The sequence below is a fragment of the Corallococcus sp. AB018 genome (genome assembly GCF_003986945.1).
Lineage (GTDB): Bacteria > Myxococcota > Myxococcia > Myxococcales > Myxococcaceae > Corallococcus > Corallococcus exiguus.
The window spans coordinates 3,063-29,385 of the sequence record NZ_RAWR01000069.1 but is presented as its reverse complement, the minus strand read 5'-3'; the positions used below and the strand labels follow the sequence as shown (position 1 = coordinate 29,385).

Genomic DNA, 26,323 nt, shown 5'->3' with positions numbered 1-26,323 from the left:
CGGGATTGTTCTGGTTCCCCGAAGCCAGGGAGGGAAGGACGTCAGATGTCCTCCGGGGTGAGACCTGCTCCCAGCGTCTCCTCCCTGGCTCGCTTCACTCCAACCCCCTGAGTCAGCTCCCCGTGGACTGCCGGGGCGCGGTGCCGGAGGCCCGTGCGAGCACCTCACGCAGGCGCTCGACGACAGACCCGAGGTACGGGTCCTGCATCAGGGCGTGGTGGCCACCGGGGACGTCGTGCACCTCCAGCCCGCCACGCACCAGGGGCTCCCACCCGCGGTGACGCGGGACATCGGCAGCGGCTTCGCTGGCGCTCAGGAGCAGGGCGGTGCCGTCGTACGGCTGGGGCACGTACTTCTCGTGGGCGAAGAGGTTGGCCCGGAAGACGTTGAAGAGGGCACGCAGCTGGGCTGGGCCGGACTGCGCGTCGAGGATGCGCGCCCGGAGTCCTTCCTGCAGCAGGTGGTCCAGCATCACGTCGTCGCCCTGTGCCAGGGCTTCGTCCGAAGCGGAGAGCTCCTGGCCGAAGGCGGTGGCGGTGGCATGGGCGAAGGCGAGCCTTGCGCGGGCCTCGGAGTCGAGGTGCGTGGCTTCCTGAGCGGGCTTCGTCAGGCCGTGGACGTGGGCGTCGATGAGGGCGAGCAGGTCCACGGCTTCACCGGCCTCGCGCAGGCGACGGGCCATCTCGTAGGCGATGACGCCGCCGAGAGACCAGCCTCCCAGTTGGTAGGGGCCGTGAGGCTGCACCGTGCGGATGGCGTCGATGTAGAGGGTGGCCATCTCCTCGATGGATTCGGCGACGGGCCGTCCGTCGAGGCCACGCGACTGGAGGCCGTAGACGGGCAGCGAGGGCCCCAGGCGGCGCGCCAGTTCCGAGTACGCGAGGACGTTGCCGCCGCCCGGGTGGACAAGGAAGAGCGGCCGGTGCCCGGGCTCTCCGCGCTCCAGCGGGACGAGGGGCGTCCAGTCCTGTGAGTCATCGCGGAGCACCTGCGCGAGCTGCTCGATGGTGGGCTGCTGGAAGAGGACGGACAGAGGGAGGCTCAGGCCGAGACGCTCACGGATGGACGCGAGCATGCGCACGGCGAGAAGGGAGTGGCCGCCCAGTTCGAAGAAGCTGGAGCGGACGCCGACGGAGCGGACGCCGAGGACGTCCTCCCAGATGCGAGCGAGCTGCATTTCAAGCGCGTCGCGGGGAGCGACGAAGTCCCGGGCCTCGACGGCGTGGGCGTCGGGCTCCGGCAGTGCCTTGCGGTCCACCTTGCCGTTGGCGTTGAGGGGCAGGGCGTCCAGCACCACGACGGCCGACGGCACCATGTACTCGGGCAGCCGCTGCTTGAGGCTTACCTTGAGGGTGTCCGCTTCCAGCGAGTGGCCTTCGCTCGCGGTGACGTAGGCGACAAGGCGCTTGTCCGCGTCGGCGCCCCGAGCCACGACGATGGCCTCCTTGACGCCGACGGCGGAGCGCAGAGCTGCTTCGACTTCGCCCAGCTCGATGCGGAAGCCACGCACCTTCACCTGGAAGTCGACGCGGCCCAGGAAGTCGATGGTGCCGTCCTCCCTCCAACGGGCCTGGTCGCCCGTGCGGTAGAGGCGCTCACCCGGCGTGGAGGCGAAGGGGTGGGGGACGAAGCGTTCCGCGGTCAGCTCGGGACGATTCAGGTAGCCCCAGGCCAGGCCCTGGCCTCCGACGTACACCTCACCCGCGACGCCTACGGGCACCGGGTGCAGGTGCGAGTCGAGCACGTAGACGGTGGAGTTGGAGAGCGGCCGGCCAATGGGGATGGCGCCTTCCATGCGCGTGCCGTGCTGCATGGAGAAGGTGGTGGAGAAGGTGGCGTTCTCCGTGGGGCCGTAGCCGTTGATGAACGTCGCACCGTCCGAAAGACGCGCGAGGTGTTCGCGCACTCGGGCGGCAGGCAGCACATCGCCACCGGCGAGGACCTGACGCACGCCCGCGAGCGCTTCACCCTGGTGCAGGGCCATCTGCTCGAAGAGGGCGGCGGTGAGCCACAGGGACGTCACGCGGTGGTGGCGGAGCTGGGCGGCCAGTTCCTCCAGGGAGAGGGAGTGCGGCGGAGCGAGGACGAGCTTCGCGCCGTGCAGCAGCGCGCCCCAGATTTCGAGCGTGGAAGCGTCGAAGGCCACGGGTGCGAACTGGAGCCAGACTTCGTTGGGCCCGAAGCGCATGAAGGTGCTGCCGAGCACCAGGCGGGTGATGCCCCGGTGGGGCACGCAGACGCCCTTGGGACGGCCCGTGGAGCCCGAGGTGAACATCACGTAGGCCAGGGCTTCACCGTCCACGCCAACGTCGGGCGCATGCGTGGGCCGCGAAGCGATCTCCGCGGACTGGGCATCCAGCCAGACGCGGGTGCCGGAAGCGGGCAGGAGCGAAGCGAAGGGCTGGTGCGTGACCACCACGCCCACGTCCGCGTCCTCCATCAGCATGGCGATGCGTTCCACGGGCGCATTGCGGTCCACGGGGACGAAGGCCGCGCCCACCTTGAGGATGGCGAGGAGCGCCGTTACCAGGTCGAAGGAACGCTCGACGGCGAGGCCCACGCGCGCACCCGGGGCGATGCCCAGGGCGCGCAGGTGCCACGCCAGTTGGTTCGCGCGTGCGTCCAGTTGCCCATACGTCAGTGTCACGTCGCCCAGCACCAGGGCCACTGCGTCGGGCGTGCGCTGGGCATGCCGGGCGAAGTGGACGTGGACGGGAACCTCCGTCGGGCTGGTGACGCCCGTGTCGTTCCACTCCACGAGGAGGCGCTGGCGCTCGTCGTTGGAGAGGAGCGGCAGGTGGGCCATGGGCTGCTCGGGCTTCGCGGCCACGGCCTCCAGCAGCGTGCGCAGGTGGCGGGCCATCCGCTCCACGGTGCTCTGCTTGAAGAGGGCGGTGCTGTACTCCAGCGTGCCTAGCAGCCCTTCGGACGTCTCCGTGAAGAAGACGCTCACGTCGAACTTCGACGTCGAGTGGGTGGCCTCCAGCCTTCGCAGCCGGAGGTCCGGCAGATGCACGTCCTCCGTGGGCACGTTCTGGAGCGCGAGCAGCGTCTGGAACAGCGGCGTGTGGCTGAGGCTGCGCGTCGGCTGCAGGACCTCCACCAGCTTCTCGAAGGGCACCTCCTGGTGCTCGTAGGCCTCCAGCACCGTGGCGCGCACCTGCTGGAGCAGCGCCTGGAAGGACTGGCCTTCGTCCACCTTCGCGCGCAGGACGAGGGTGTTGACGAAGAAGCCGATGAGGCCTTCCGTCTCCGCGCGCGTGCGGCCCGCGATGGGCGAGCCCACGCTGAGGTCCTTCTGGCCCGTGTAGCGCGACAGCAGGCCCTGCCATGCCGCGAGCAGCACCATGAAGAGCGAACCGCCTTCACGGTGGCCCAGGCTGCGGAGGGCTTCCGTCAACTCACGCGACAGGGTGAAGCCGAGGGTCGCACCCGCGGTGCTCCGGACGGCCGGGCGGGGGAAATCGGTGGGCAACTCCAGCACGGCTGGCGCACCGGAGAGCTTCCCCTCCCAGTAGGCCATCTCCTGACGCAGCGTCTCACCCGAAAGCGTGCGGCGCTGCCAGTCCGCGTAGTCCGCGTACTGCACGGAGAGCGCAGGCAGGGGCGACGGCAGCCCAGCGGAGAAGGCCGCGTAGAGGGCGGTGACTTCCCGCACGAGCACACCCAGCGACCAGCCGTCGGAGACGATGTGATGCATCGTGACGACGAGGACGTGCTCACGCTCGGAAAGCTTGAAGAGCAGCGTGCGGATGAGCGGACCGGTGCGCAGGTCGAAGGGCCGGCGCATCTCCGCGTCCACTCGGTCCCGCGTCTCGGGCTCGCGCTGCGCCTCCGGCACGTCCGTGAAGTCCACGAGCCCCAAGGGCACCGGACTGTCGGAGTGGATGCGCTGGACCGGCTCTCCGGCCACCTGGGTGAAGGTGGTGCGCAGGGCTTCGTGTCGGCGCACGACTTCCTGCAGCGCGCGCTCGAGCATGTCCGCGCGCAGGTGGCCCTCCAGCCGGACGGCGACGGGCATGTTGTAGAGGGGGCTGCCCGGTTCGAGCTGATCAATGAGCCACATCCGCTGCTGGGCGAAGGACAGCGGCAGCGGACCGTCATGCGAGACGCGGGTGAGCGGCGAAGTGCTCGTGCGGGTGAGTCCCGAGAGGCGAACCGCGAGCGCTTCCACGGTGGGGGACTCGAAGAGGGCACGCAGCGGGAGCTCCACGTTGAACCCGGCGCGCACGCGCGACACGACCTGGGTAGCCAGCAGTGAGTGCCCGCCCAGTTCGAAGAAGGAATCCGTCACGCCCACCTGAGGCAGGCGTAGGACTCCTGCCCAGATGGACGCGAGCTTCTCCTCGGTGGGAGTGCGCGGGGCGACGTAGCTGGAGGCGAGTGCGCCGCTCTGGGGGGCGGGCAGGGCCTTGCGGTCCACCTTGCCGTTGGTGTTGAGCGGCAGCGCTTCCAGCACGAGGAGCGCGGAGGGGCGCATGTGCTCGGGCAGGAGCTGCTTGAGCCAGTCCTTGAGGGCCTCGGGCGTGGGCGCGGACTCCGTGCCTTCCGGAGGCACCACGTAGGCGACGAGCCGCTTGTCGCCGGGGATGTCCTCGCGCGCCAGCACCACGGCGGCGTGCACCTGGGGATGCTTGAGGAGCGCGGCTTCGACCTCACCCAGCTCGATGCGGAAGCCGCGGATCTTCACCTGGAAGTCAGCACGGCCCAGGTAGTCGAGCATCCCGTCCGCGCGCCAGCGCACCATGTCGCCCGTGCGGTAGAGGCGTGCACCGGGCGTGGAGGAGAAGGCATCCGGGATGAAGCGGTCCGCCGTCAGGTCGGGGCGATTGAGGTAGCCGCGCGCGACGCCCTCACCGCCGATGAAGAGCTCCCCGGCGACGCCCACGGGCACGGGGCGCAACGTGCGGTCGAGCACATAGACGCGGACGTTGGGCAGGGGCCTGCCGATGGTGGGAGTCGGAGACGCATCGAAGGCGCAGGCGGTGGCGTCGACGGTGCACTCGGTGGGGCCGTAGACGTTGAAGACGCGCGGGCGCGGAGCCTGGGCCAGGTGACGCCAGGTGGCGGGGTCCACGGCTTCACCGCCCACGAGGACGCGGTGGGGGATGGCCTTGCGCTCCAGCAGGCCTTCATCCACCAGCAGGCGCAGGTGCGCGGGAGAGCAGTCGAGGACGTCCAGCGCGTCGTGACCGATGCGCTTCACCAGCTCACCGACGTCGGCGCGGGCCTCGTCTGGGACGATGCAGAGGGTGTGGCCGTCGAGCACCTGGATGAGCTGCTTGACGGAGGCGTCGAAGGAGAGCGGCGCGTTGACACTGACGCGCTCCCCACGCTGAGCATCCGCGTGCACGGTGGCGGCAAGGGCGACGCGAAGATTGAGCACGGAGCGGTGCTGAATCATCACGCCCTTGGGGCGGCCGGTGCTGCCGGAGGTGTAGATGATGTAGGCGAGGTGCTCCGGCGTGACATGCGTCACAGGCGCGTGCGCGGGCTCACGTGAGAGGTCCGCGGAGTCGGAGTCCAGGCAGAGGGTGTGCGCGGAGTGCGGAGGAAGCGAGTCGCGCAGGCGCTGCTGGGTGAGGACGACGGGAGCGCCGGTGTCCTGGAGGACGTGGGCGAGCCAGTCACGCGGGTAGCTGGGGTCGATGGGGACGTAGGCGCCGCCAGCTTTGAGAGTGCCGAGGATGCCGACGAGGGCCTCCACGGAGCGCTCCACGCACAGCACGACGCGCACGTCGGGGCCGACGCCCAACTTCACCAGCCGGTGCGCAAGCTGATTGGCGCGCGTGTCCAACTCACGGAAGGTGAGCTGTTCCTCGCGGCAGATGACGGCCAGCGCGTCAGGCGTGCGGAGTGCCTGGGCGCTGAAGGCGTCATGGAGGCAGAGGTCGCGAGGGAACTCAGCGCTGGGGCCATTCCAATCCACGAGGAGCCGCTGCCGCTCCGGAGCGGTGAGTAGCGGCAGGCTCGCGAGCGTCGCGTCCGGCTGGGCGGCGATGGCCTCCAGCAACACGCCCAGGTGGCCCGCCATGCGCTGAATGGTGGACGCATCGAAGAGGTCCGTGGCGTACGTCAATGTTCCGCCGAAGCCCTGGGGCGACTCCTGCAACGTCAGCGTGAGGTCGAACTTGGAGGACCGCGTGTCCACCGGGACGGTCTGGAAGGAGAGTCCAGGCAGTCGGAGCGTCTCCATGGGCGTGTTCTGCAGGGAGAACATCGCCTGGAAGAGCGCGCTGCGGCTCAGGTCTCGCGCGGGCTGGAGGACCTCCACCAGTTTCTCGAAGGGCAGGTGCTGGTGCTCGTAGGCCGCGAGCGTCGTACCGCGCACCTGGGAGAGCAGCTGTCGGAACGAGTCCTGCGGCTGCACGTAGGCGCGCAGGACGAGCGTGTTGACGAAGAAGCCGATGAGGCCCTCGGTCTCCGCCTGGGTGCGGCCTGCGATGGGCGTACCGACGCTGATGTCGTCCTGCGTGGAGTAGCGCGACAGGAGCAGTTGCCATGCCGCGAGCAGCAGCATGAAGGGCGTGGCGCCTTCATCCCGGGCCAGGGCCTTCAGGGCCTGGGAGACCTCCAACGGGATGCGCACGTCCAGCGTGGCACCGCGGCGGGACTGCACGGGCGGACGCGGGTGGTCCGTGGGCAGGTCCAGCGCGGACGGAGCCTCCGCGAGCTGCTGCTTCCAATAGCCCAGCTGCGCGTCCAGGGACTCACCCTGGAGCCAGCCTCGCTGCCACATGGCGAAGTCCGCGTACTGCACGGGCAGTGGCGGGAGGACGGGAGCGCGGCCGGTGCTGAAGGCTTCGTAGAAAGCCGCCACTTCCCGGACGAGGACGCCCAAGGACCAGCCGTCGGAAACGATGTGGTGCATCGTCACCAGCAACAGGTGCGAGTCCTGTCCCAGCCGCACCAGCGTGCTGCGCAGCAACGGGCCCGTGGTGAGGTTGAAGGCACGCAGGGCTTCCGTGGCCGCAGCGCGCTGGGCCTCCTCCTCACGCTGCGACTCGGGGAGGGACGTCAGGTCGATGACGGGCAGCTCCCAACCGGAGGGAGGCTGGATGCATTGCGACGGCTCTTCGTGCTCCGCGGAGAGCGTGGTGCGCAGCGATTCGTGGCGGTCCACCAACGCCTCGAATGCGCGGCGCAAGGACTCCAGGTCCACCTGTCCCGTCAGCCGCAGGGCGGTGGGGATGTTGTAGGAGATGTCTCCCGGCTGGAGTTGATCCAACAGCCAGAGTCGCTGCTGGGCGAAGGACAGCGGAATGACGCCTTCGCGCGGCGAAGGCTGCAGCGGCGGTGCACGGAGCGCGGCGGACCGGGCGCCCGCGAGCTTCGGTGCGAGCGCTTCAACGGTGGGGGCTTCAAAGAGGGTCCGCAGCGGCAGCTCTACCTCGAACGTGGCCCGCACGCGCGAGACGAGCTGGGTGGCCAGCAGGGAGTGGCCTCCCATGGCGAAGAAGTCGTCCCGCACACCGACTCGCTCCATGCGGAGGACTTCGGCGAAGAGGTTCGCGAGCTGCTCCTCGGTGAGCGTGCGCGGTGCTTCGTAGGTGCTGCCTGCCTGCTGCGCCTCCGGCTCCGGCAGGGCCTTGCGGTCCACCTTGCCATTGGAGTTGAGGGGCAGGGAGAGAAGGACGACGAAGGCGGCGGGCACCATGTACTCGGGGAGGCACTGGCGCAGGTGGGCCCTGAGGGACTCGACCTCCAGGGAGGCCTCGGCCTTGGGCGTGACGTAGGCGACGAGGCGCTTGTCGGCGGCCTCACCCTTGGCGACGACGACAACGTCCTTGAGTCCCGGGGCGCGGCGGAGCGCGGCTTCGATTTCGCCCAGCTCGATGCGGAAGCCGCGCACCTTCACCTGGAAGTCGATGCGGCCCAGGTACTCCAGGCGCCCGTCGAGGCGGTAACGGACACGGTCGCCCGTGCGGTACATGCGGCCGCCGGGAGGTCCGTAGGGCTCCGGTACGAAGCGCTCCGCCGTGAGTTCCGGGCGCAGCAGGTAGCCACGAGCCTGGCCTTCACCGGCGAGGTACAGCTCGCCTGCGACACCCACGGGCACCGGCTGGAGAGACGCGTCCAACACGTAGGCACGCGTCGCGGGCAGCGGCTTGCCGATGAGAGGCACTTCGTCACGGCCGACGAGAGAGGCGGTGGAGTAGGTGGTGTCTTCGGACGGGCCGTAGAGGTTGAAGAGCTTCTCAACCGTGGGCACGGCGTAGACCTGCTTCGCCAACGTCTCCGGGAGGGCTTCACCGGCGAGGTTGATGACGCGCACGGAAGGCGGCATTGCACCCAGGCGCAGCAGTTGCGCCATGGCGGAGGGCACGGTGTTGACGAGGGTGACGTGGGAAGCGGTGCTCAGTTCCGCCAGGTGCAGGGCGTTGCGTGCCACGACCACCGCACCACCACTGCTCAACGGCGCGAAGAGTTCGAAGACGGAGAGGTCGAAGTTGAGGCTCGTCGCGGCGAGGGTCCCCTTCAGTTCCTCCGGCGAGAAGGTCTCCAAGGCCCAGTGGAGGAAGGAGACGGCGTTGCCGTGGGAGATGGCGACACCCTTGGGGCGGCCGGTGCTGCCGGAGGTGTAGATGAGGTAGGCGAGGTGTCCGGCGTGGATGTCCACCACCGGAGCCGTCGTCGGCTGCTTCGCCAGCTCCACGTCCGAGTCGAGGCACACCGGCGTGGCGGTGGTCTCGGGCAGAGCGGAAAGCAGATGGGAGTGCGCGACGAGTGCAGGGCCCTGGGCGTCTTCCAGCAGCCAGCCCAAGCGCTCACGCGGGTAGCTGGGGTCCAGTGGCACGTAGGCACCACCGGCCTTGAGGATGCCGAGAGCGCCGATGACGAGGTCCTCGGTGCGCTCGACGCACAGGCCGACGCGGACTTCGGGCCCGACGCCCAGTCCGCGCAGCCGGTGCGCGAGTTGGTTCGCCTTCGCGTCCAGCTCCCGGTACGTCAGCTGCCGCTCCGGCGTGATGACGGCCAGTCCATCCGGACTGCGATGCACCTGCGCTTCCACCATCGCGGGGATGCTGGACTCCCGAGGCACCTGCGAGGCAGGCGGGTTCCATTCGATGAGGAGTTGCTGGCGCTCAGCGTCCGTGAGCAGCGGCAAGTCGCCCAGTCGCGTGTCCGGCTGCTTCGCGATGGTTTCCAGCAACACACCGAAGTGTCCGGCCATCCGCTGGACGGTCGCGGCGTCGAACAGGTCCGTTGCGTAATCCAGCGTGCCGGCGAATCCGTCCCGGTTTTCACGCAGACCGAGGGAGAGATCGAACTTCGCGAAGTGGGACTCCAGCGGCAGGGTCTGGAAGGACAATCCCGGCAGACGCAGTGTTTCGGTGGGCGTGTTCTGCAGGACGAACATGGCCTGGAGCAGAGGGCTGCGGCTCAGGTCGCGCGTGGGCTGCACGGCTTCCACCAGCTTCTCGAACGGCAGGTGCTGATGGTCGTAGGCCGCGAGCGTCGTACCTCGCACCTGGGCCAGCAGCTCACGGAACGTCGCGCGCGGATCCATCTGGGCGCGCAGGACCAGGGTGTTGACGAAGAAGCCGATGAGGCCTTCGGTCTCCGCCTGGGTGCGGCCCGCGATGGGCGAACCCACGCTGATGTCGTCCTGCGCCGAGTAGCGCGACAGGAGCACCTGGAAGGCCGCCAGCAGCAGCATGAAGGGCGTGGCGCCTTCGCGGTGGGCCAGGGCCTTGAGGGACTCGGAGAGCTGGGTGGGGATGCGCACGTCCAGCGTGGCACCGCGGTGTGACTGCACGGGCGGCCGCGAGCGATCCGTGGGCAGGTCCAGCGCGGCGGGGGCCCCGGAGAGCTGCTGCCTCCAGTAACCCAGCTGTGCGTCCAGCGCTTCACCCTGGAGCCACTGACGCTGCCACATCGCGAAGTCCGCGTACTGCACCGGCAGCGGCGCGAGCGAGGGCGCCTTCCCCTCGCTGAAGGCTTCGTAGAAGGCCGCCAGCTCGCGGACGAGGACACCCATGGACCAGCCGTCGGAGACGATGTGATGCATCGTCACCAGCAGCAGGTGCTCCGCTTCATCCAGCCGCACCAACGTGCTGCGCAGCAGCGGGCCCGTGGCGAGCCGGAAGGAACGATGGGCCTCCGTCGCCGCCGCGCGCCGGGCCTCCTCCTCACGCTGCGATTCGGGGAGGGCCGTCAGGTCGATGACGGGCAACTCCCAGCCAGAGGGCGGCTGGATGCATTGCGACGGCTCTTCGTGCGCAGCGGAGAGCGTGGTGCGCAGGGACTCGTGGCGGGCAACGAGTGCCTCGAAGGCGCGGCGCAACGACTCCACGTCCACCTGGCCCGTCAGCCGGAGCGCCGTGGGAATGTTGTACGACGCATCCCCCGGCTGGAGCTGATCCAACAGCCAGAGGCGCTGCTGGGCGAAGGACAGCGGAATGGCTCCTTCTCGCGCGACGGGCCGCAGCGGCGGTGCGCGGAGCGTCGCGGACCCGGCTCCGTCCAGCTTCGGCGCGAGGCCCTCGACGGTCGGTGCCTCGAAGAGGGCTCGCAGGGGCAACTCCACCGCGAAGGTGGCCCGCACGCGTGAGACGAGCTGCGTGGCCAGCAGGGAGTGGCCTCCGAGCGCGAAGAAGTCGTCGTGAATGCCGACGCGCTCCACGCGGAGGACTTCGGCGAAGAGGGCCGCGAGCTGCTCCTCGGTGGCGGTGCGCGGCGCGACGAATCCGACAGAGCGCGACGTGTCTTCCGGCTCGGGCAGGGCCTTGCGGTCCACCTTGCCGTTGACGTTGAGGGGCAGGGCCTCCAGGACCACGAGGGCCGACGGCACCATGTACTCGGGCAGGTGCCGGCGCAGGTGGGCCTTGAGGTCTTCCACCTCCAGGGCGTGCCCGTCGTGCGCGGTGACGTAGCCGACGAGGCGCTTGTCCGTGTCGACACCTCGGACGACGACCACCGCCTCGTTGACGCCTGGCGCCGCGTGCAGGGCGGTCTCGATTTCGCCTGGCTCGATGCGGAAGCCGCGCACCTTCACCTGGAAGTCGACGCGGCCCAGGAAGTCGAGCGTGCCGTCTTCCAACCAGCGGGCCTTGTCGCCCGTGCGGTAGAGCCGCTCGCCCGGAATGGAGGAGAAGGGGTGGGGGACGAAACGCTCCGCGGTCAGGTCGGGGCGGTGCAGGTAGCCCCAGGCGAGGCCCGGGCCACCGACGTACACCTCGCCCGCGACGCCCACGGGCACCGGGTGCAGGTGGGCACCCAGGACGTAGGCGGTGGAGTTGGGGATGGGCCGGCCGATGGACACCGGACCTTCCACCACCGCTCCCCGATGCAACGGCAGCGTGGTGGAGAAGGTCGTGTTCTCCGTCGGGCCGTACGCGTGCATCAGCGTCGCGTCATCGGGGAGCCGCGCCAGGTGGTCGCGCAAGCGAGCCCAGGGCATCAGCTCACCGCCGGTGAGCAGCTGACTCACGCCCGCGAGCGCTTCACCCTGGTGCAGGGCCATCTGTTCGAACAACGCGGTCGTGAGGAACAACGCCGACACCCGGTGGCGGCGAAGCTGCGTGGCCAGTTCCTCCAGGGAGAGCGCATGGGGCAGAGCGAGGACGAGCTTCGCGCCATGCAACAGCGCGCCCCACATCTCCAGCGTGGAGGCGTCGAAGGCGACGGGCGCGAACTGGAGCCAGACCTCATCCGGCCCGAAGCGCATGAAGGTGCTGCCGAGCACCAGTCGGGTGATGCCCCGGTGCGGCACGCAGACACCCTTGGGACGCCCCGTGGAGCCCGAGGTGAACATGACGTAGGCGAGAGACTCTCCCTCCACGGAGACGTCGAGCGCATGCGTGGGCCGTGCGGCGATGACGTCCTGCTGCGCGTCCAGCCAGACGCGAGTGCCGGAAGCGGGCAGCTTGGAGGCGAAGGGCTGGTGGGTGAGGACGACGCCGACGTCCGCGTCCTCCAGCAAGGTGGCGATGCGCTCCACGGGCGCATTGCGATCCACGGGCACGAAGGCGGCGCCCGCCTTGAGGATGGCGAGGATCGCCGTCACCAGCTCGAACGAGCGCTCGATGGCGACGCCGACGCGCGCACCCGGGACGATGCCCAGCGCGCGCAGGTGATGGGCGAGCTGGTTGGCACGGGCTTCGAGCTGCGCGTACGTCAGCGTGGCGTCACCCTGTTCGAGGGCCACTGCGTCAGGAGTGCGCTGGACCTGCCGGGCGAAGTGGACGTGGACGGGCACGTCCGTGGGACTGGCGGCGGTCGTGTCGTTCCAGTCCACGAGGATGCGCTGGCGTTCCTCGCGAGAGAGCAGCGTCAGCTCGGCCACGGACTGCTCGGGCCTTGAGGCCACGGCCTCCAGCAGGGTGCGCAGGTGGCGGGCCATCCGCTCCACCGTGCCCTGCTTGAACAACGCGGTACTGTACTCCAGCCACCCGACGAACCCCTGCGCCGAGTCCTGCAACGTCAGGGTGAGGTCGAACTTGGCGGAGCGCGCCTCTGCGGCCACCTGCCGGAAGGCGAGGCCCGGGACGCGCAGCTCCTCCGTGGGCGCGTTCTGCAGCGCGAACATCACCTGGAACAGCGGGCTGCGGCTCGCGTCGCGCGCGGGCTGCACGGCTTCGACGAGCTTCTCGAAGGGCAGGTGCTGGTGCTCGTAGGCGGCGAGCGTGGTGCCTCGCACCTGGGCCAGCAGCTCGCGGAAGGTCGCCTTCGGCTCCACGCGTGCGCGCAGGACGAGCGTGTTGACGAAGAAGCCGATGAGGCCCTCGGTCTCCGCCTGGGTGCGGCCTGCGATGGGGGAACCCACGCTGATGTCATCCTGGCCGGCGTAGCGCGACAGGAAGACCTGGTACGCCGCGAGCAGCACCATGAAGGGCGTGGCGCCTTCGCGTCCGGCCAGCGCCTTGAGGGCTTCGGACGTCTCCCTCGGAATCTGGATGGAGAGGGCCGAGCCTTCATGCGACTGGATGGACGGACGCGGATGATCCGTCAGCAATTCCAGCGCGGAGGGCGCCCCCGAGAGTTGCTGCTTCCAGTAGGCGAGCTGGGTCTCCAGCGTTTCGCCCTGGAGCCACTGGCGCTGCCACGCCGCGAAGTCCGCGTACTGCACGGGCAGCGGTGACAGGTCCGGCGCGATGCCCTGGGTGAAGGCCTCGTAGAACGTCACCAGCTCCCGGACGAGCACGCCCATGGACCAGCCGTCGGAGACGATGTGATGCATCGTCACCAGGAGCAGGTGTTCCTCGGCCGCCAGCCGCACGAGGGCGGTGCGCAGCAGCGGCCCCGCTTCCAGGTGGAAGGGTTGGTGCGCATCCTCGTCGACCTTCCGCCGGGCTTCGGCTTCCCGCTGGGCCTCGGGCAGCGCGGACAGGTCCACGAGCGGCAAGCCCCACGTAGCGGGTGCATGGACGTGCTGGACGGTCTGGCCCTGGTGCTCGCGGAAGGTGGTGCGCAGGGAGTCGTGACGGGTGACGAGCGCTTCGAAGGCGCGGCGCAAGGACTCCACGTCCACCTGGCCCGTCAGCCGGAGCGCCGTCGGGAGGTTGTACGACGCATCTCCTGGAGTGAGCTGATCCAGGAACCAGAGGCGCTGCTGGGCGAAGGACAGCGGCCGTGGACCCTCTTCGGCCGTCCGGGTGAGTGGGGGCAGGCGGAGACTCGGCGTCTGGACCTGGAGGCGCTGGGCGAGCGCGGCGACCGTGGGGGCCTCGAAGAGGGCCCTCAACGGCAGCTCCGTGCGAAAGGCGGCGCGGATGCGAGAGACGAGCTGGGTGGCCAGCAGGGAGTGGCCTCCGAGCGCGAAGAAGTCGTCGTGGATGCCCACGCGCTCCACGCGCAGCACCTGCGTGAAGAGGGCGGCGAGCTGCTCCTCGGCGGCGGTGCGCGGCGCGACGTAGGTGGAGGCGAGCGCGGTGCCCTGGGGCGCGGGCAGGGCCTTGCGGTCCACCTTGCCGTTGGGGTTGAGCGGCAGGGCCTCCAGCACCAGGAAGGTGGAGGGCCGCATGTGCTCCGGCAGGAACTGCTTGAGCCAGTCCTTGAGGACGTCCGCCGTCAGTGCGGAGTCCGTGCCTTCCGCAGGCACCACGTAGGCCACGAGCCGCTTGTCGCCGGGGATGTCCTCGCGGGCCAGAACCACGGCGGCATGCACCTGGGGATGCTTGAGGAGCGTGGACTCGATTTCACCCAGCTCGATGCGGAAGCCGCGGACCTTCACCTGGAAGTCGGCGCGGCCCAGGTAGTCGAGCATCCCGTCCACGCGCCAGCGCACCACGTCGCCCGTGCGGTAGAGGCGTGCACCGGGCGTGGAGGTGAAGGCATCCGGAATGAAGCGGTCCGCGGTCAGGTCGGGGCGGTTGAGGTAGCCGCGCGCCACGCCTTCACCGCCGAGGAAGAGCTCACCCGCGACGCCCACGGGCACCGGGCGCAGGGACTTGTCCAACACGTACGCACGGACGTTGGGCAGGGGCCGGCCGATGGTGGGAATGGGAGAGGCGTCGAAGGCGCAGGCGGTGGCGTCGACGGTGCACTCGGTGGGGCCGTAGACGTTGAAGGCGCGCAGACGCGGGTGCTGGGCCAGGCGGCTCCAGGTGCCGGGATCCACCGCCTCGCCGCCCACCAGCGCGCGCCGGGGGAGGGTGTCCTTCTCCAACAGGCCTTCATCCACCAGCAGGCGCAGGTGCGCGGGAGAGCAGTCGAGGACGTCCAGCGCGTCGTGAACGATGCGCTTCACCAGCTCACCGGCGTCGGAGCGGGCCTCGTCGGGGACGATGCAGAGGGTGTGGCCGTCGAGCACCTGCACGAGCTGTTGGACGGAGGCGTCGAAGGACAGCGGGGCGTTGACGCTGACCCGCTCCGCCGTGCTTCGGCCCTGGTGCACGGTGGTGGACAGCCCCTGCCGCAGGTTCATCACGGAGCGGTGCTGGATCATCACGCCCTTGGGGCGGCCGGTGCTGCCGGACGTGTAGATGACGTAGGCGAGTTGCTCGGAAGACACGGCCACGCCGGGCGCTTCGCGGGATTCCCCGTCGAAGTCCGCCACGTCCGGATCAAGACAGACGACGTGCGCCGTGTGCGGCGGCAGGACGTCGCGCAAGCGCTGCTGGGTGAGCACGACCGGCGCGCCGGTATCCGTGAGGACGTGGGCGAGCCACTCGCGCGGATAGCGGGAGTCGAGCGGCACGTACGCGCCGCCGGCCTTGAGGATGCCAAGGATGCCGATGAGGGCCTCCACGGAGCGCTCCACGCACAGCACCACGCGCACGTCGGGGCCGACGCCCAGCTTCACCAGCCGGTGCGCCAGTTGGTTGGAGCGCGCGTCCAGCTCCTGGAAGGTGAGCTGCTGGTCGAGGCAGACGACGGCCAGGGCCGCAGGCGTGCGAAGGGCCTGGGCCGTGAAGGCCTCGTGGAAGCAGGTGTCGCGCGGGAACTCCGCGTCCGTCCTGTTCCAATCGACGAGCAGTTGCTGTCGCTCCGGAGCGGTGAGCAGCGGCAGGCGAGAGAGTGTCGAGCCCGGCTGGGTGGCGATGGCCTCCAGCAGGACGCCGAAGTGGCCCACCATGCGCTGGGCGGTCGATGCGTCGAAGAGATCGCTGCTGTACTCCAGGACGCCCATGAAGCCCTGGGGCGACTCCTGCAGCGTCAGCGTCAGGTCGAACTTCGCCGAAGCCGATTCGAGCGGGAGCTGTTCGAACGACAGTCCCGGCACGCTCAGGGCTTCGGTGGGCGCGTTCTGCAAGACGAACATCGCCTGGAAGAGCGCGCTGCGGCTCAGGTCGCGCACGGGCTGCACCGCTTCGACGAGCTTCTCGAAGGGCAGATGCTGGTGCTCGTAGGCGGCGAGTGTGGTGCCTCGCACCTGGGCCAGCAGCTCGCGGAAGGTGGATTCCGGCTGGACGCGGGCGCGCAACACCAGCGTGTTGATGAAGAAGCCGATGAGGCCTTCGGTCTCCGCCTGCGTGCGGCCGGCGATGGGCGTGCCCACGCTGATGTCGTCCTGTCCGGAGTAGCGCGACAGGAGCACCTGGAAGGCGGCCAGCAGCAGCATGAAGGGGGTAGCGCCTTCACGCTGGGCCAGGACCTTGAGCGCATCGGACACGGGCCGTGCGAGCCGCAAGGGGACCGTCGAACCCCGATGCGACTGCACGGGCGGACGCGGACGGTCCGTGGGCAGCTCCAGCGCGGCGGGAGCACCCGCGAGTTTCTCCTTCCAGTAGGCGAGCTGGGCCTCCAGTGTTTCGCCCTGGAGCCATGCCTGCTGCCAGACGGCGAAGTCCGCGTACTGCACGGGCAACGGCGCGAGGGCAGGCACCTGATCCGCGTCGAACGCCGCATAGAGCGCCGTGAGCTCACGAACGAGGACGCCCATGGACCAGCCGTCAGAGACGATGTGGTGCATCGTCACGAGGAGCAGGTGCTCCGCATCGCCCAGGTGCACCAGGGACGTGCGCAGCAGCGGACCGGCTTCCAGGTCGAAGGGCCGCAGGGCCTCCACGTTCGCGAGGCGCCGCGCCTCTTCTTCCCGCTGGGGCTCGGGCAGTGAGGACACGTCGAGCAGAGGCATCGTCCACGCAGTGGGCGCGTGGATGTGCTGCGCGGGCTGGCCCTGATGCTGGACGAGCGTGGTGCGCAGCGTCTCGTGCCGGGCGACCAGCGCTTCGAACGCACGGCGCAGGGATTCGATGTCCACCTGGCCCTTCAGCCGAAGGGCCGCGGGGATGTTGTACGCGGCGCTGCCTGGCTGGAGTTGGTCCAGCAGCCACAGGCGCTGCTGGGCGAAGGACAGTGGCGGCGGGCCGTCGTGGGTGGCGCGGGTGAGCGGTGGCAGGCGTGAGCCGGACGTGGCGGTACGCAGGCGCTCAGCAAGGGCGGCGACGGTAGGGGCTTCGAAGAGGGAGCGCAGAGGCAGCTCCGCATCGAAGGTGGCGCGGATGCGAGAGACGAGCTGGGTGGCCAGCAGGGAGTGGCCTCCGAGCGCGAAGAAGTCGTCGTGGATGCCCACGCGCTCCACGCGCAGCACCTGGGCGAAGACGCCCGCGAGCTTCTCTTCGGTGGCGTCGCGAGGAGCGACGAAGTCCGCGAGCGGCGAAGCGTCCGGGACGGGGAGGGCCTTGCGATCCACCTTGCCGTTGGCGTTGAGAGGCAACGCCTCCAGGGGGACGAAGGCGGCGGGCACCATGTACTCGGGCAGGTGCTGCTTGAGGTGGGCGCGGAGGACGGAGACATCGAGCGCCTCACCTACGACATAGGCGACGAGGCGCTTGTCCCCGGGGACGTCCTCACGAGCGAGGACGGCGGCTTCGTGCACGGAAGGATGGGCGAGGAGAGAGGCCTCGATTTCGCCCAGTTCGATGCGGAAGCCACGCACCTTCACCTGGAAGTCGAGCCGCTGGAGGTAGTCCAGCTGGCCGTCGGCGCGCCAGCGCACGACGTCACCCGTGCGGTAGAGGCGGGCACCCGGCGTGGAGGAGAAGGGGTGCGGGATGAAACGCTCCGCGCTCAGCGCAGGCTGACCCAGGTAGCCCCAGGCAAGGCCTTCACTGGCGAGGAAGAGCTCACCAGGGACACCCACGGGCACCGGCTGGAGGTGAGCGTCGAGGACGTAGGTGCGGGTGTTGGCGATGGGCCGTCCGATGGGAGGCCGCGTGCCGTCGTCGCGCGAGGAGGCAGCGACGGGGGTGAAGGTGGCGACGACGGTGCTCTCGGTGGGCCCGTAGTGGTTGAAGAGGGCAGCGGGCACCGAAGGAGGCGGGCCGTGGTGCAGGGCGTCTCCGCCCGTCAGCAGGGCACGCAGGGCGATGGGGCGAGGCCACTCCTCGCGCAGCACGGCCTCGGCCAGAGGCGTGGGCATGAAGCAGGTGGTGATGGCTTCGCGGGCCAGCCACTGAAGCAACTGGGAGGGCTCCGCACGCACGGCTTCGGGAGGGACGACGAGGCTGGCGCCAGAGGCGAGGGAAGGCCACACCTCCCAGGTGGAAGCGTCGAAGGCGACGCCGGCGGTGAGAGCGGTGGAGTCCTGGGGAGACAGCGAATAGGTGCGCTGGTGCCAGGAGACGAGGTTCATCAATGCGCGGTGGTGGACAGCGACGCCCTTGGGCCGTCCGGTGCTGCCGGAGGTGTAGATGACGTAGGCTAGGTCCTCCGGGCCCACGGGCATCTCCAGCAGCGGCTGCTGGACTGCCGCAGTCTCCACTTCAAGCGCGAGGATGCGAGCGGAGAGGGGCGGCAGCGAGTCGCGCAGGTGCTGCTGGGTGAGGAGGACAGAAGCACCGCAGTCCTCCAGCATGAAAGCCAGACGCTCCGGAGGGACGCCCGGAGAGACGGGGACGTAGGCGGCGCCCACCTTGAGTGCGGCGAGGAGGCCCGCCACCAACTCTGGAGAGCGCTCAGCGAGGACGGCGACGCGGCTGCCACGGGAGACACCGGCCGCGTGGAGTTGGACGGCAAGGCCATGGGCCCAGGCGTCGAGGCCCGCGTAGCTGACGCTTCTCTCACTCATGCGCACGGCGACCGCGTCCGGAGCGCGGCGGGCATTCTCCGCGACGACGTGGTGGATGCAGGTGTCGCGCGGGAAGGCGACGTCCGTCTCGTTCCATTCAACGAGGAGATGCTGCCGCTCCGCCGCCGTCATCACCTCCAGCGTGGACACGCGAGCGTCGGGCTGGGCGGCGAGAGAGGAGAGAAGGACGCCGAAGTGGCCCATGAGGCGCTGGGCGGTGGATGCGTCGAAGAGGTCGGAGCTGTACTCGAGGAAGCCGGTGAGGCCCTGAGGCACCTCGAAGAGGGTGAGGGCCAAATCGAAGCGGGAGGAGTTGCCCTCCAGGGGAATGGGCTGGAAGGCCATGCCCGGCACGCGCAGGGCTTCTGCGGGTGCGTTCTGCAGGACGAGCATGACTTGGAAGAGCGGGCTGCGGCTCAAGTCACGAGAGGGCTGGAGGACCTCCACCAGCTTCTCGAAGGGAACGTGCTGGTGCTCGTAGGCCCCGAGCGTGGTGGCCTTCACCTGGGCCAGCAGCTGGCGGAAGGTCGATTGAGGCTGGACCTGCGTGCGAAGGACGAGGGTGTTGACGAAGAAGCCGATGAGGCTTTCGGCCTCTGCGTGAGTACGGCCAGCGATGGGGGAGCCGACGCTGATGTCGTCCTGGCCGGAGTAGCGCGACAGTAGCAGCTGGAAGGCGGAGAGCAGCAGCATGAAGGGGGTGGCGCCTTCACGCTGGGCGAGGCTGCGCAGCGAGTCCGTCAGCTGCGAAGGGAAGTGCACGGGCACCGTGGCGCCGCGACGTGACTGCACGGCCGGACGAGGACGGTCCGTGGGCAGTTCCAGTGCGGCGGGGGCACCCGTCAGCTGGCGCTTCCAGTAGCTGAGCTGTGACTCCAGCGTCTCGCCCTGGAGCCACTGGCGCTGCCAGAGGGCGAAGTCCGCGTATTGCACGGGCATCGGTGCGAGCGACGGCTCACGGCCCGCGGAGAATGCGGCGTAGCTCGTGGCCAACTCCTTCACGAGGACGCCCATGGACCAGCCGTCGGAGACGATGTGGTGCATCGTCACGAGGAGGACGTGCGTCTCTTCAGCCAATCGCAGGAGGGCGGTGCGCAGCAGCGGTCCATGGACGAGATGGAAGGGCTGCCGGGCTTCCAGAGTGGCAAGCCGCAGCGTCTCCGCTTCGCGAGCGGGCTCCTCGAGGGACGAGAGGTCCTGCACGGGGAGCGCCCAGGCGGCTGGGGCATGGATGCGCTGGAGGGGCTGGCCCTCTTCTTCAAAGAAGGTGGTGCGCAGCGCTTCGTGCCGCGCCACCAGCGCCTCGAAGGCGCGGCGCAGGGCCTCGATGTCCAGGCGGCCCAGGAGGCGCAGCGCGACGGGGAGGTTGTAGGAGGCGTCGTCCGGCGCCAGTTGGTCGAGGAACCAGAGACGCTGCTGCGCGAAGGAGAGAGGCTGGGGACCTTCGGTGCGAGCACGCGTGAGTGGAGGCAGGCGCGTACCGGTAGAGACGCGCTGCAACTTCTCCGCGAGTGTCGCGATGGTGGGAGCTTCGAAGAGGGCGCGGAGGGGCAGTTCCACGTCGAACGCGGCACGCACTCGGGCCACCAACTGCGTGGCGAGCAGGGAGTGGCCACCCAGCTCGAAGAAGTTGTCCGTGCGGCCGACAGTGGGCACGCGAAGCACTTCGCTCCAGAGGGCCGCGAGCTTCTCCTCCAGCGGTGTCGCCGGGGCCTCGTAGGCGTGCGAAGCCCGGAGCGCGCTTACGTCCGGAGCAGGGAGAGCCTTGCGGTCCACCTTGCCGTTGGACGTCAGGGGCAGCGCTTCCAGGGGGACGAAGGCCGCGGGCACCATGTACTCGGGCAGGTGCTGCTTGAGGTATGCGCGGAGGGCCGTGACGTCGAGGGACTCACCCACGACATAGGCCACCAACCGCTTGTCGCCCGGAGCATCCTCGCGGGCGAGAACGACGGCGTCCTTCACGGCAGGGGCTGCGCGCAGGGCGTTCTCGACTTCGCCCAGCTCGATGCGGAAGCCGCGCACCTTCACCTGCGCGTCGATGCGGCCGACGAAGTCCAGCTGTCCGTCAGCCCGCCAGCGCACCACGTCGCCCGTGCGGTAGAGGCGAGCCCCTTCCTCACCGGAGAAGGCGTCCGGCACGAAGCGCTCTGCGGTGAGTCCCGGGCGTCCCGCATAGCCTCGCGCCACGCCGACGCCACCGATGTGCAACTCACCGCGCACGCCCACGGGCACCGGCTGGCCGTGCGGGTCCAGGACATAGACGTGCACGTTCGCCAGCGGCTTGCCGATGGACGGCACTTCACCATCCGCCACCACCTCACCGAAGGTGGCGATGACGGTGGCTTCGGTGGGGCCGTAGGTATTGAGCAGGCGCCGTCCTGGTGCCCAACGCGCGACGACGTCCGCGGGCAGGGCTTCGCCGCCGGAGATGACGGTGCGCACCTTGGGCAGCCCCTCGGACGACGTGGCTGCCAGTGCCGCTGGGGTGAGGCTGACGACACTCAACTCCTGCTCACGCAGCAGCACGGGCAGCGGTGCGCCCGGCATCAGCTTCTCCAGCGGTGCGAGCACCAGCGTGGCGCCGTTGCAGAGCGTGGTGAAAATCTCCTCCACGGAGAGGTCGAAGCTGAGGCTGGCGAACTGCAACACGCGGCTGCCGGGGCCAATGCCGTAGGCCACCGCCTCGTGGGTGACGAGATTGGCGACGCTGCGGTGCTCCACCGCCGTGCCCTTGGGCGTACCGGTGCTGCCCGAGGTGTAGAGCAGGTACGCCATGTTCGCGGGCGTCACGCCCGTCACGGGCGCATTCGTCGGCTCCTCGGCCAGCGATTCGCGCTCGGTGTCCAGGCAAAGCGCGCGTGCATGCAGTGCTTCGGGGAAGCGGTCCACCAGTGGCTGCTGGGTAACGAGCACCTGGGCCGCGCTGTCTTCCAGCATGAAGGCAAGACGCTCACGGGGCAGGAGCGGATCCACGGGCACCCAGGCACCACCGGCCTTCAGGATGCCAAGCAGACCGATGGCGATATCGAGGGAGCGCTCGACACTGAGCGCGACGCGGACCTCGGGCCCCACGCCACGACGGCGAAGGGCATGGGCGAGCTGATTGGCGCGCGCATCCAATTGCGCGTAGGTCAGCTGCGTCCCCTCGAACACAGCAGCCAGCGCCTCCGGAGCACGGCGCACCTGCTCTTCAAAGAGCGAGTGCATGCACGCTTCAGGGAACGGCGCTCGCGTCGCATTCCACTCCACCAGCACCTGCTGGCGCTCCTCTCCCGCGAGCAACTGCACCGACGACAGGCGGCGGTCCGGATGCGCGACGAAGCCCTCCATGAGCAGCCGCAGGTGCCGCATCATCCGCACGACGGTCGACCTGTCGAAGAGGTCGGTGTCGTATTCCAGCTCTCCCGTGAAGCCCTTCTCGGTCCTCGACAGGGAGAGCGTGAGGTCGAACTTCGCGGAGGCGCCCATGCGCTCCTCGACCTGCACCTTCACGCCCGCGAGCGAGAGGTCCACCTCCGGGATGTTCTGCATGAGGAACAGCACGTTGAACAACGGCGACCCGCGCAGGTCGCGCATCGGCTGGAGCTGTTCGAACGGCAGGTTCTGGTTCGCGAGCACCCCCAACGTGGTGGTGCGCACCCGGCTCAGCAGCTCCCGCACCGTGGGTTCGCCGCCCATCCGGGTGCGGAGCACGAGCGTGTTGATGAAATACCCGAGCAGCCCCTCCAGCTCCGCGTCGTTGCGGCCCGCCACGGAGGACCCCACGCTCACGTCGTCCTGGCCGGAGTAGCGGCCAATCAACACCTGGAGCGCGGCGAGCAGGAACATGAAGGGCGTGAGGCCCTCGCGCGTGCAGAGCGCCTCCACTGCGCGCGACAACTCCAGGGGGAAGGCGACCGGCAACAGGGCGCCAGGGTGCGCCCCTCGGGGACCCCGGGGACGGTCCGTGGGCAGCTCCAGCACGGACGGCATGCCGTCAATCTCGCGGCGCCACCAGGCGATCTGCCTTTCCAGCTCCGCGCCCGACAGCCACTGGCGCTGCCACACCGCGAAGTCCGCGTACTGGAAGGGCAGCACCGGCAGCACCGGCTTCGCCCCCGCGACGAAGGCACGATAGGCCTCCGACAGCTCCCGCATCAGGACGCTCATGGACCAGCCGTCGAACACGGCGTGGTGGATGGTCAGCAGCACCAGGTGCTCATGCACATCCAGCACCAGCACCGACGCGCGCAGCAGCGGCCCCGATTCCAGATTGAAGGGGTGCCGCACCTCGGCCTCCGTGCGGCGCAGCACCTCCGCCTCGCGCTGCTCCGGAGACAGGGCTCGCAGGTCCACCACCGGCAGCACCAGCGGCTCGGGCGGCGCGATGACCTGCACGGGCACGTCCTCGGTCGGCTGGAAGGTGGTGCGCAGTGCTTCGTGCCGGTGCACCACCAGCTCCAGCGCCAGGCGCAGGGCCTCCAGGTTCAGCGCCCCGGTCAGCCGCAGCGAGAACGGCATGTTGTACGCGGCCGAGCCTGGATCGAACTGCTCCATCACCCAGATGCGCTGCTGCGCGAAGGACGTGGGCAGGTTCCGAGTGCGCGGCACCGGCACCACCGGAGGCGGACCGGCGAAGCGCGCATCCTTCGCCGAGGCCGCGATGCGCACCGCCAGCTCCGCCACGGTGGGGGACTCGAACAGCGCCTGCAGGGGCAGGTCCACCAGGTACGCCGTGCGCAACCGCGACGTCAGCCGCGTGGCCAGCAGGGAGTGCCCTCCCAGCTCGAAGAAGCTGTCGGTGGCGCCCACCCGCGGCACCTGGAGGAGCGACGCGTAGAGCTCCGCGACCTGGGCCTCCATCGGCGTGCGCGGCGCGACGAACTCGCGCGCTGCTTCCGTGGACACGTCCGGCGCGGGCAGCGCCTTGCGGTCCACCTTGCCGTTGGGCGTCAGGGGCATCGCGTCCAGCACGACCAGCGCGGACGGCACCATGTACTCGGGCAGCCGCTCCTTCATGAGCGCGCGCAGCGCCTGGGACTCCAGCGCCTGTCCGGGCCGCGCCACCACGTAGCCCACGAGGCGCGCGTCGGCGCCGTTGCCGCGCACCACCACGGCGGCGTCGCGCACGCCCGGGGCCTGGCTCAGCACCGCTTCAATCTCTCCCAGCTCGATGCGGTAGCCGCGCAGCTTCACCTGGTTGTCGACGCGGTTGAGGTACTCCAGCACGCCGTGGGCGGCCCACCGCACGCGGTCGCCCGTGCGGTACACGCGCAGGCCCGGTACGCCGCCGTACGCGTCCGGGATGAAGCGCTCCGCCGTCTGGTCCGGCCGGTGGAGGTAGCCCCGGGTGACGCCCTCGCCGCCGATGAACAACTCGCCCGGCACGCCGCGCGGCACCGGGTTCAACCCGCTGTCCAGCACGTACACCTGCGTGCCGGAGATGGGCCGGCCAATCGGCACGCTGCCCGTGCCCGACGCCACCGCGTGCGCGGTGGACCACACCGTCGTCTCCGTGGGGCCGTACACGTTCCACAGCACGCGGCAGCGCTGGAGCAGCGACTCGGCCAGCTCGCGCGGCAGGGCCTCGCCGCCGGTGAGGGCCGTCAGCTCCGGGCCCCGCCAGTCCGTCTCCAGGAGCAGCCGCCAGGTGCTGGGAGTGGCCTGGAGCACCGTCGCCCCGCACTGCCGCAGCAGCCCCGCCAGCCGAGAACCGTCCACGGCGATGTCCCGCGACGCGATGACGACCTGCCCGCCCACCGACAACGGCAGGAACAGCTCCAGCACCGCGATGTCGAACGACAGCGTGGTGACGGCCACCAGTACGTCCTTCGAGGACATGCCCGTCGCCTCCCGCAACGCCGCCAGGAAGCGCGCCACCGTGCCGTGAGGCACCTGCACGCCCTTGGGACGCCCGGTGCTTCCGGAGGTGAAGAGCACGTACGCCACGGCCTCCGGTGGCACCGCGTCGCGCAGCGGTGTGCCGTCCTCCGCCGCGATGGCCTCCGCGTCCCCGTCCAACGACACCACGCGCGCCGAATGCGGCGGCAGGATGGACGCCAGCGAGCGCTGCGACACCAGCACCGGCATCCCGCTCGTCTCCACCATGTACGCCAGGCGGTCCGGGGGGAACGCCGGATCCAGCGGCACGTAGGTGCCCCCGGCCTTCAGCACGGCGAGCACCGCCACCAGCATGTCGAGCGAGCGCTCCACGCACAGGCCCACCCGCACTTCCGTGCCCACGCCCAGCCGGCGCAGGTGGCGCGCCAGCCGCGAGGCCCGTGCCTCCAGCTGCGCGTACGTGAGCGACTGTTCCCCGAACGTGGCGGCGACCGCGTCCGGCGTGAGGTCCGCCTGGGCTTCGAAGGCGCCGTGCTGCGTGCTCCACGGCAGCGGGGCAGGGCGGGGCGGCTGCCAGGCGAGGAGCACCTCGTGGCGCTCGGCGTCGGTGAGCAGCGGCAGGCGGGAGACGGCCTCGTGCGGACGGCGGACGGCGCCCTCCAGCAGCACGCGCAGGTGCTCCGCCATGCGCGTCAGGGTGGGCGCGGTGAAGAGGTCGGTGTCGTATTCGAGGAAGCCCTTGAGGCCCGCTTCCGTCTCCAGCACCTGGAGCATCAGGTCGAACTTCGACGTGAGCGTGTCCAGCTCCATCGCCTCCAGCTTCACGCCCTCCACGGACGCCGCGCCGCGGAAGGAGGCCTGGAGCGTGAGCATCACCTGGAAGAACGGCGTGCGCCCCTGGGTGCGCTCCGGACGCAGCTCCTCCACCAGCCGCTCGAAGGGGAACTCCTGGTGCTCATGGGCCGCGAGGACCGTCTCCCGCACCTGGTGCAGCAGCGCGCGGAAGGACGCGGAGGGCTCCACCTGCGTGCGCATCACCACCGTGTTGACGAACAGGCCGATGAGGCCCTCCACCTCGCCGCGCGTGCGGCCCGCCACCGGCGAGCCCACCGTCACGTCCTCCTGCCCCGCGTAGCGCGACAGCAGCACCTGCCAGCCCGTCAGCAGCACCATGAAGAGCGAGGCGCCCTCCTGTTGCGCCAGCGCCTTGAGCGCCTCCGTCAGCTCGCGCGACAGCAGGAGCTCATGCCGTGCTCCACGGCCACTGCGGGCCGCGGGGCGGGGCAGGTCCGTGGGGAGCTCCAGCGCGGAGGGCACTCCCGCCAGCTGCCGCTTCCAGTAATCGAGTTGCTTCTCCAGCCGGGGGCCCTGCATCCACTCGCGCTGCCAGACGCCGAAGTCCGCGTACTGCACACCCAGCGGAGGCAGGGGCACGGCCTGTCCTCGCGCGAAGGCTCCGTAGTGGAGCGCCACCTCGCGCACCAGCAGCGTCATGGACCAACCGTCGGAGACGATGTGGTGCACCACCACCACGAGCAGGTGCTCCTTGGGCGCGGACGTCAGCAGCAGCGCGCGCAGCAGCGGGCCCTTCGCGAGGTCGAAGGGCCGGGCCGCGGCTTCACGTGCCAGGCGCCACGCTGCTTCCGGTGGCGAGCCGGTGAAGTCGTGATGCTCCAGCGCGAGCGCCGGCTCCGGAGACACCACCTGCACGGGGCCGGACTCGTCCTCGCGGAAGGTCGTGCGAAGCACTTCGTGTCGGCGCACCACTTCGCGCAGCGCGCGCTCCAGCGCGGCCACGTCGAGCGCGCCCTCCAGGCGCACCGCCATGGGCACGTTGTAGAGGGACGTGCCGGGCTGCAGCTGATCAATGAACCACAGGCGCTGCTGGGCGAAGGACAGGGGCAGCGGGCGCGTGCGGTCCTGTGCTGGGATGAGGCCTTGGACGGAGTTGCCGGCGACGGCCTTCTGCGCGGCCATCTTCCTGAGCAGCTCTGCGCGCTTCTCCGGTGAGAGGTTCGCGATCCGCTTCGACAGATCCTGGCTCAT

Annotated in this window: 1 protein-coding gene; it reads right to left on the bottom strand. The window is 69.9% G+C overall.

Annotation, left to right across the window (positions count from 1 at the left end):
- Positions 1–112: 112 nt before the first annotated feature.
- A complete protein-coding gene (locus D7Y11_RS16445) occupies positions 113–26,323 on the bottom strand; it encodes a non-ribosomal peptide synthetase (protein ID WP_126934165.1) in 26,211 nt (8,736 codons plus the stop codon).

Coding starts and splice junctions, on each gene's coding strand:
- D7Y11_RS16445 (WP_126934165.1), bottom strand. CDS start 26,323: ATGAGCCAGGATCTGTCGAAGCGGATCGCGAACCTCTCACCGGAGAAG.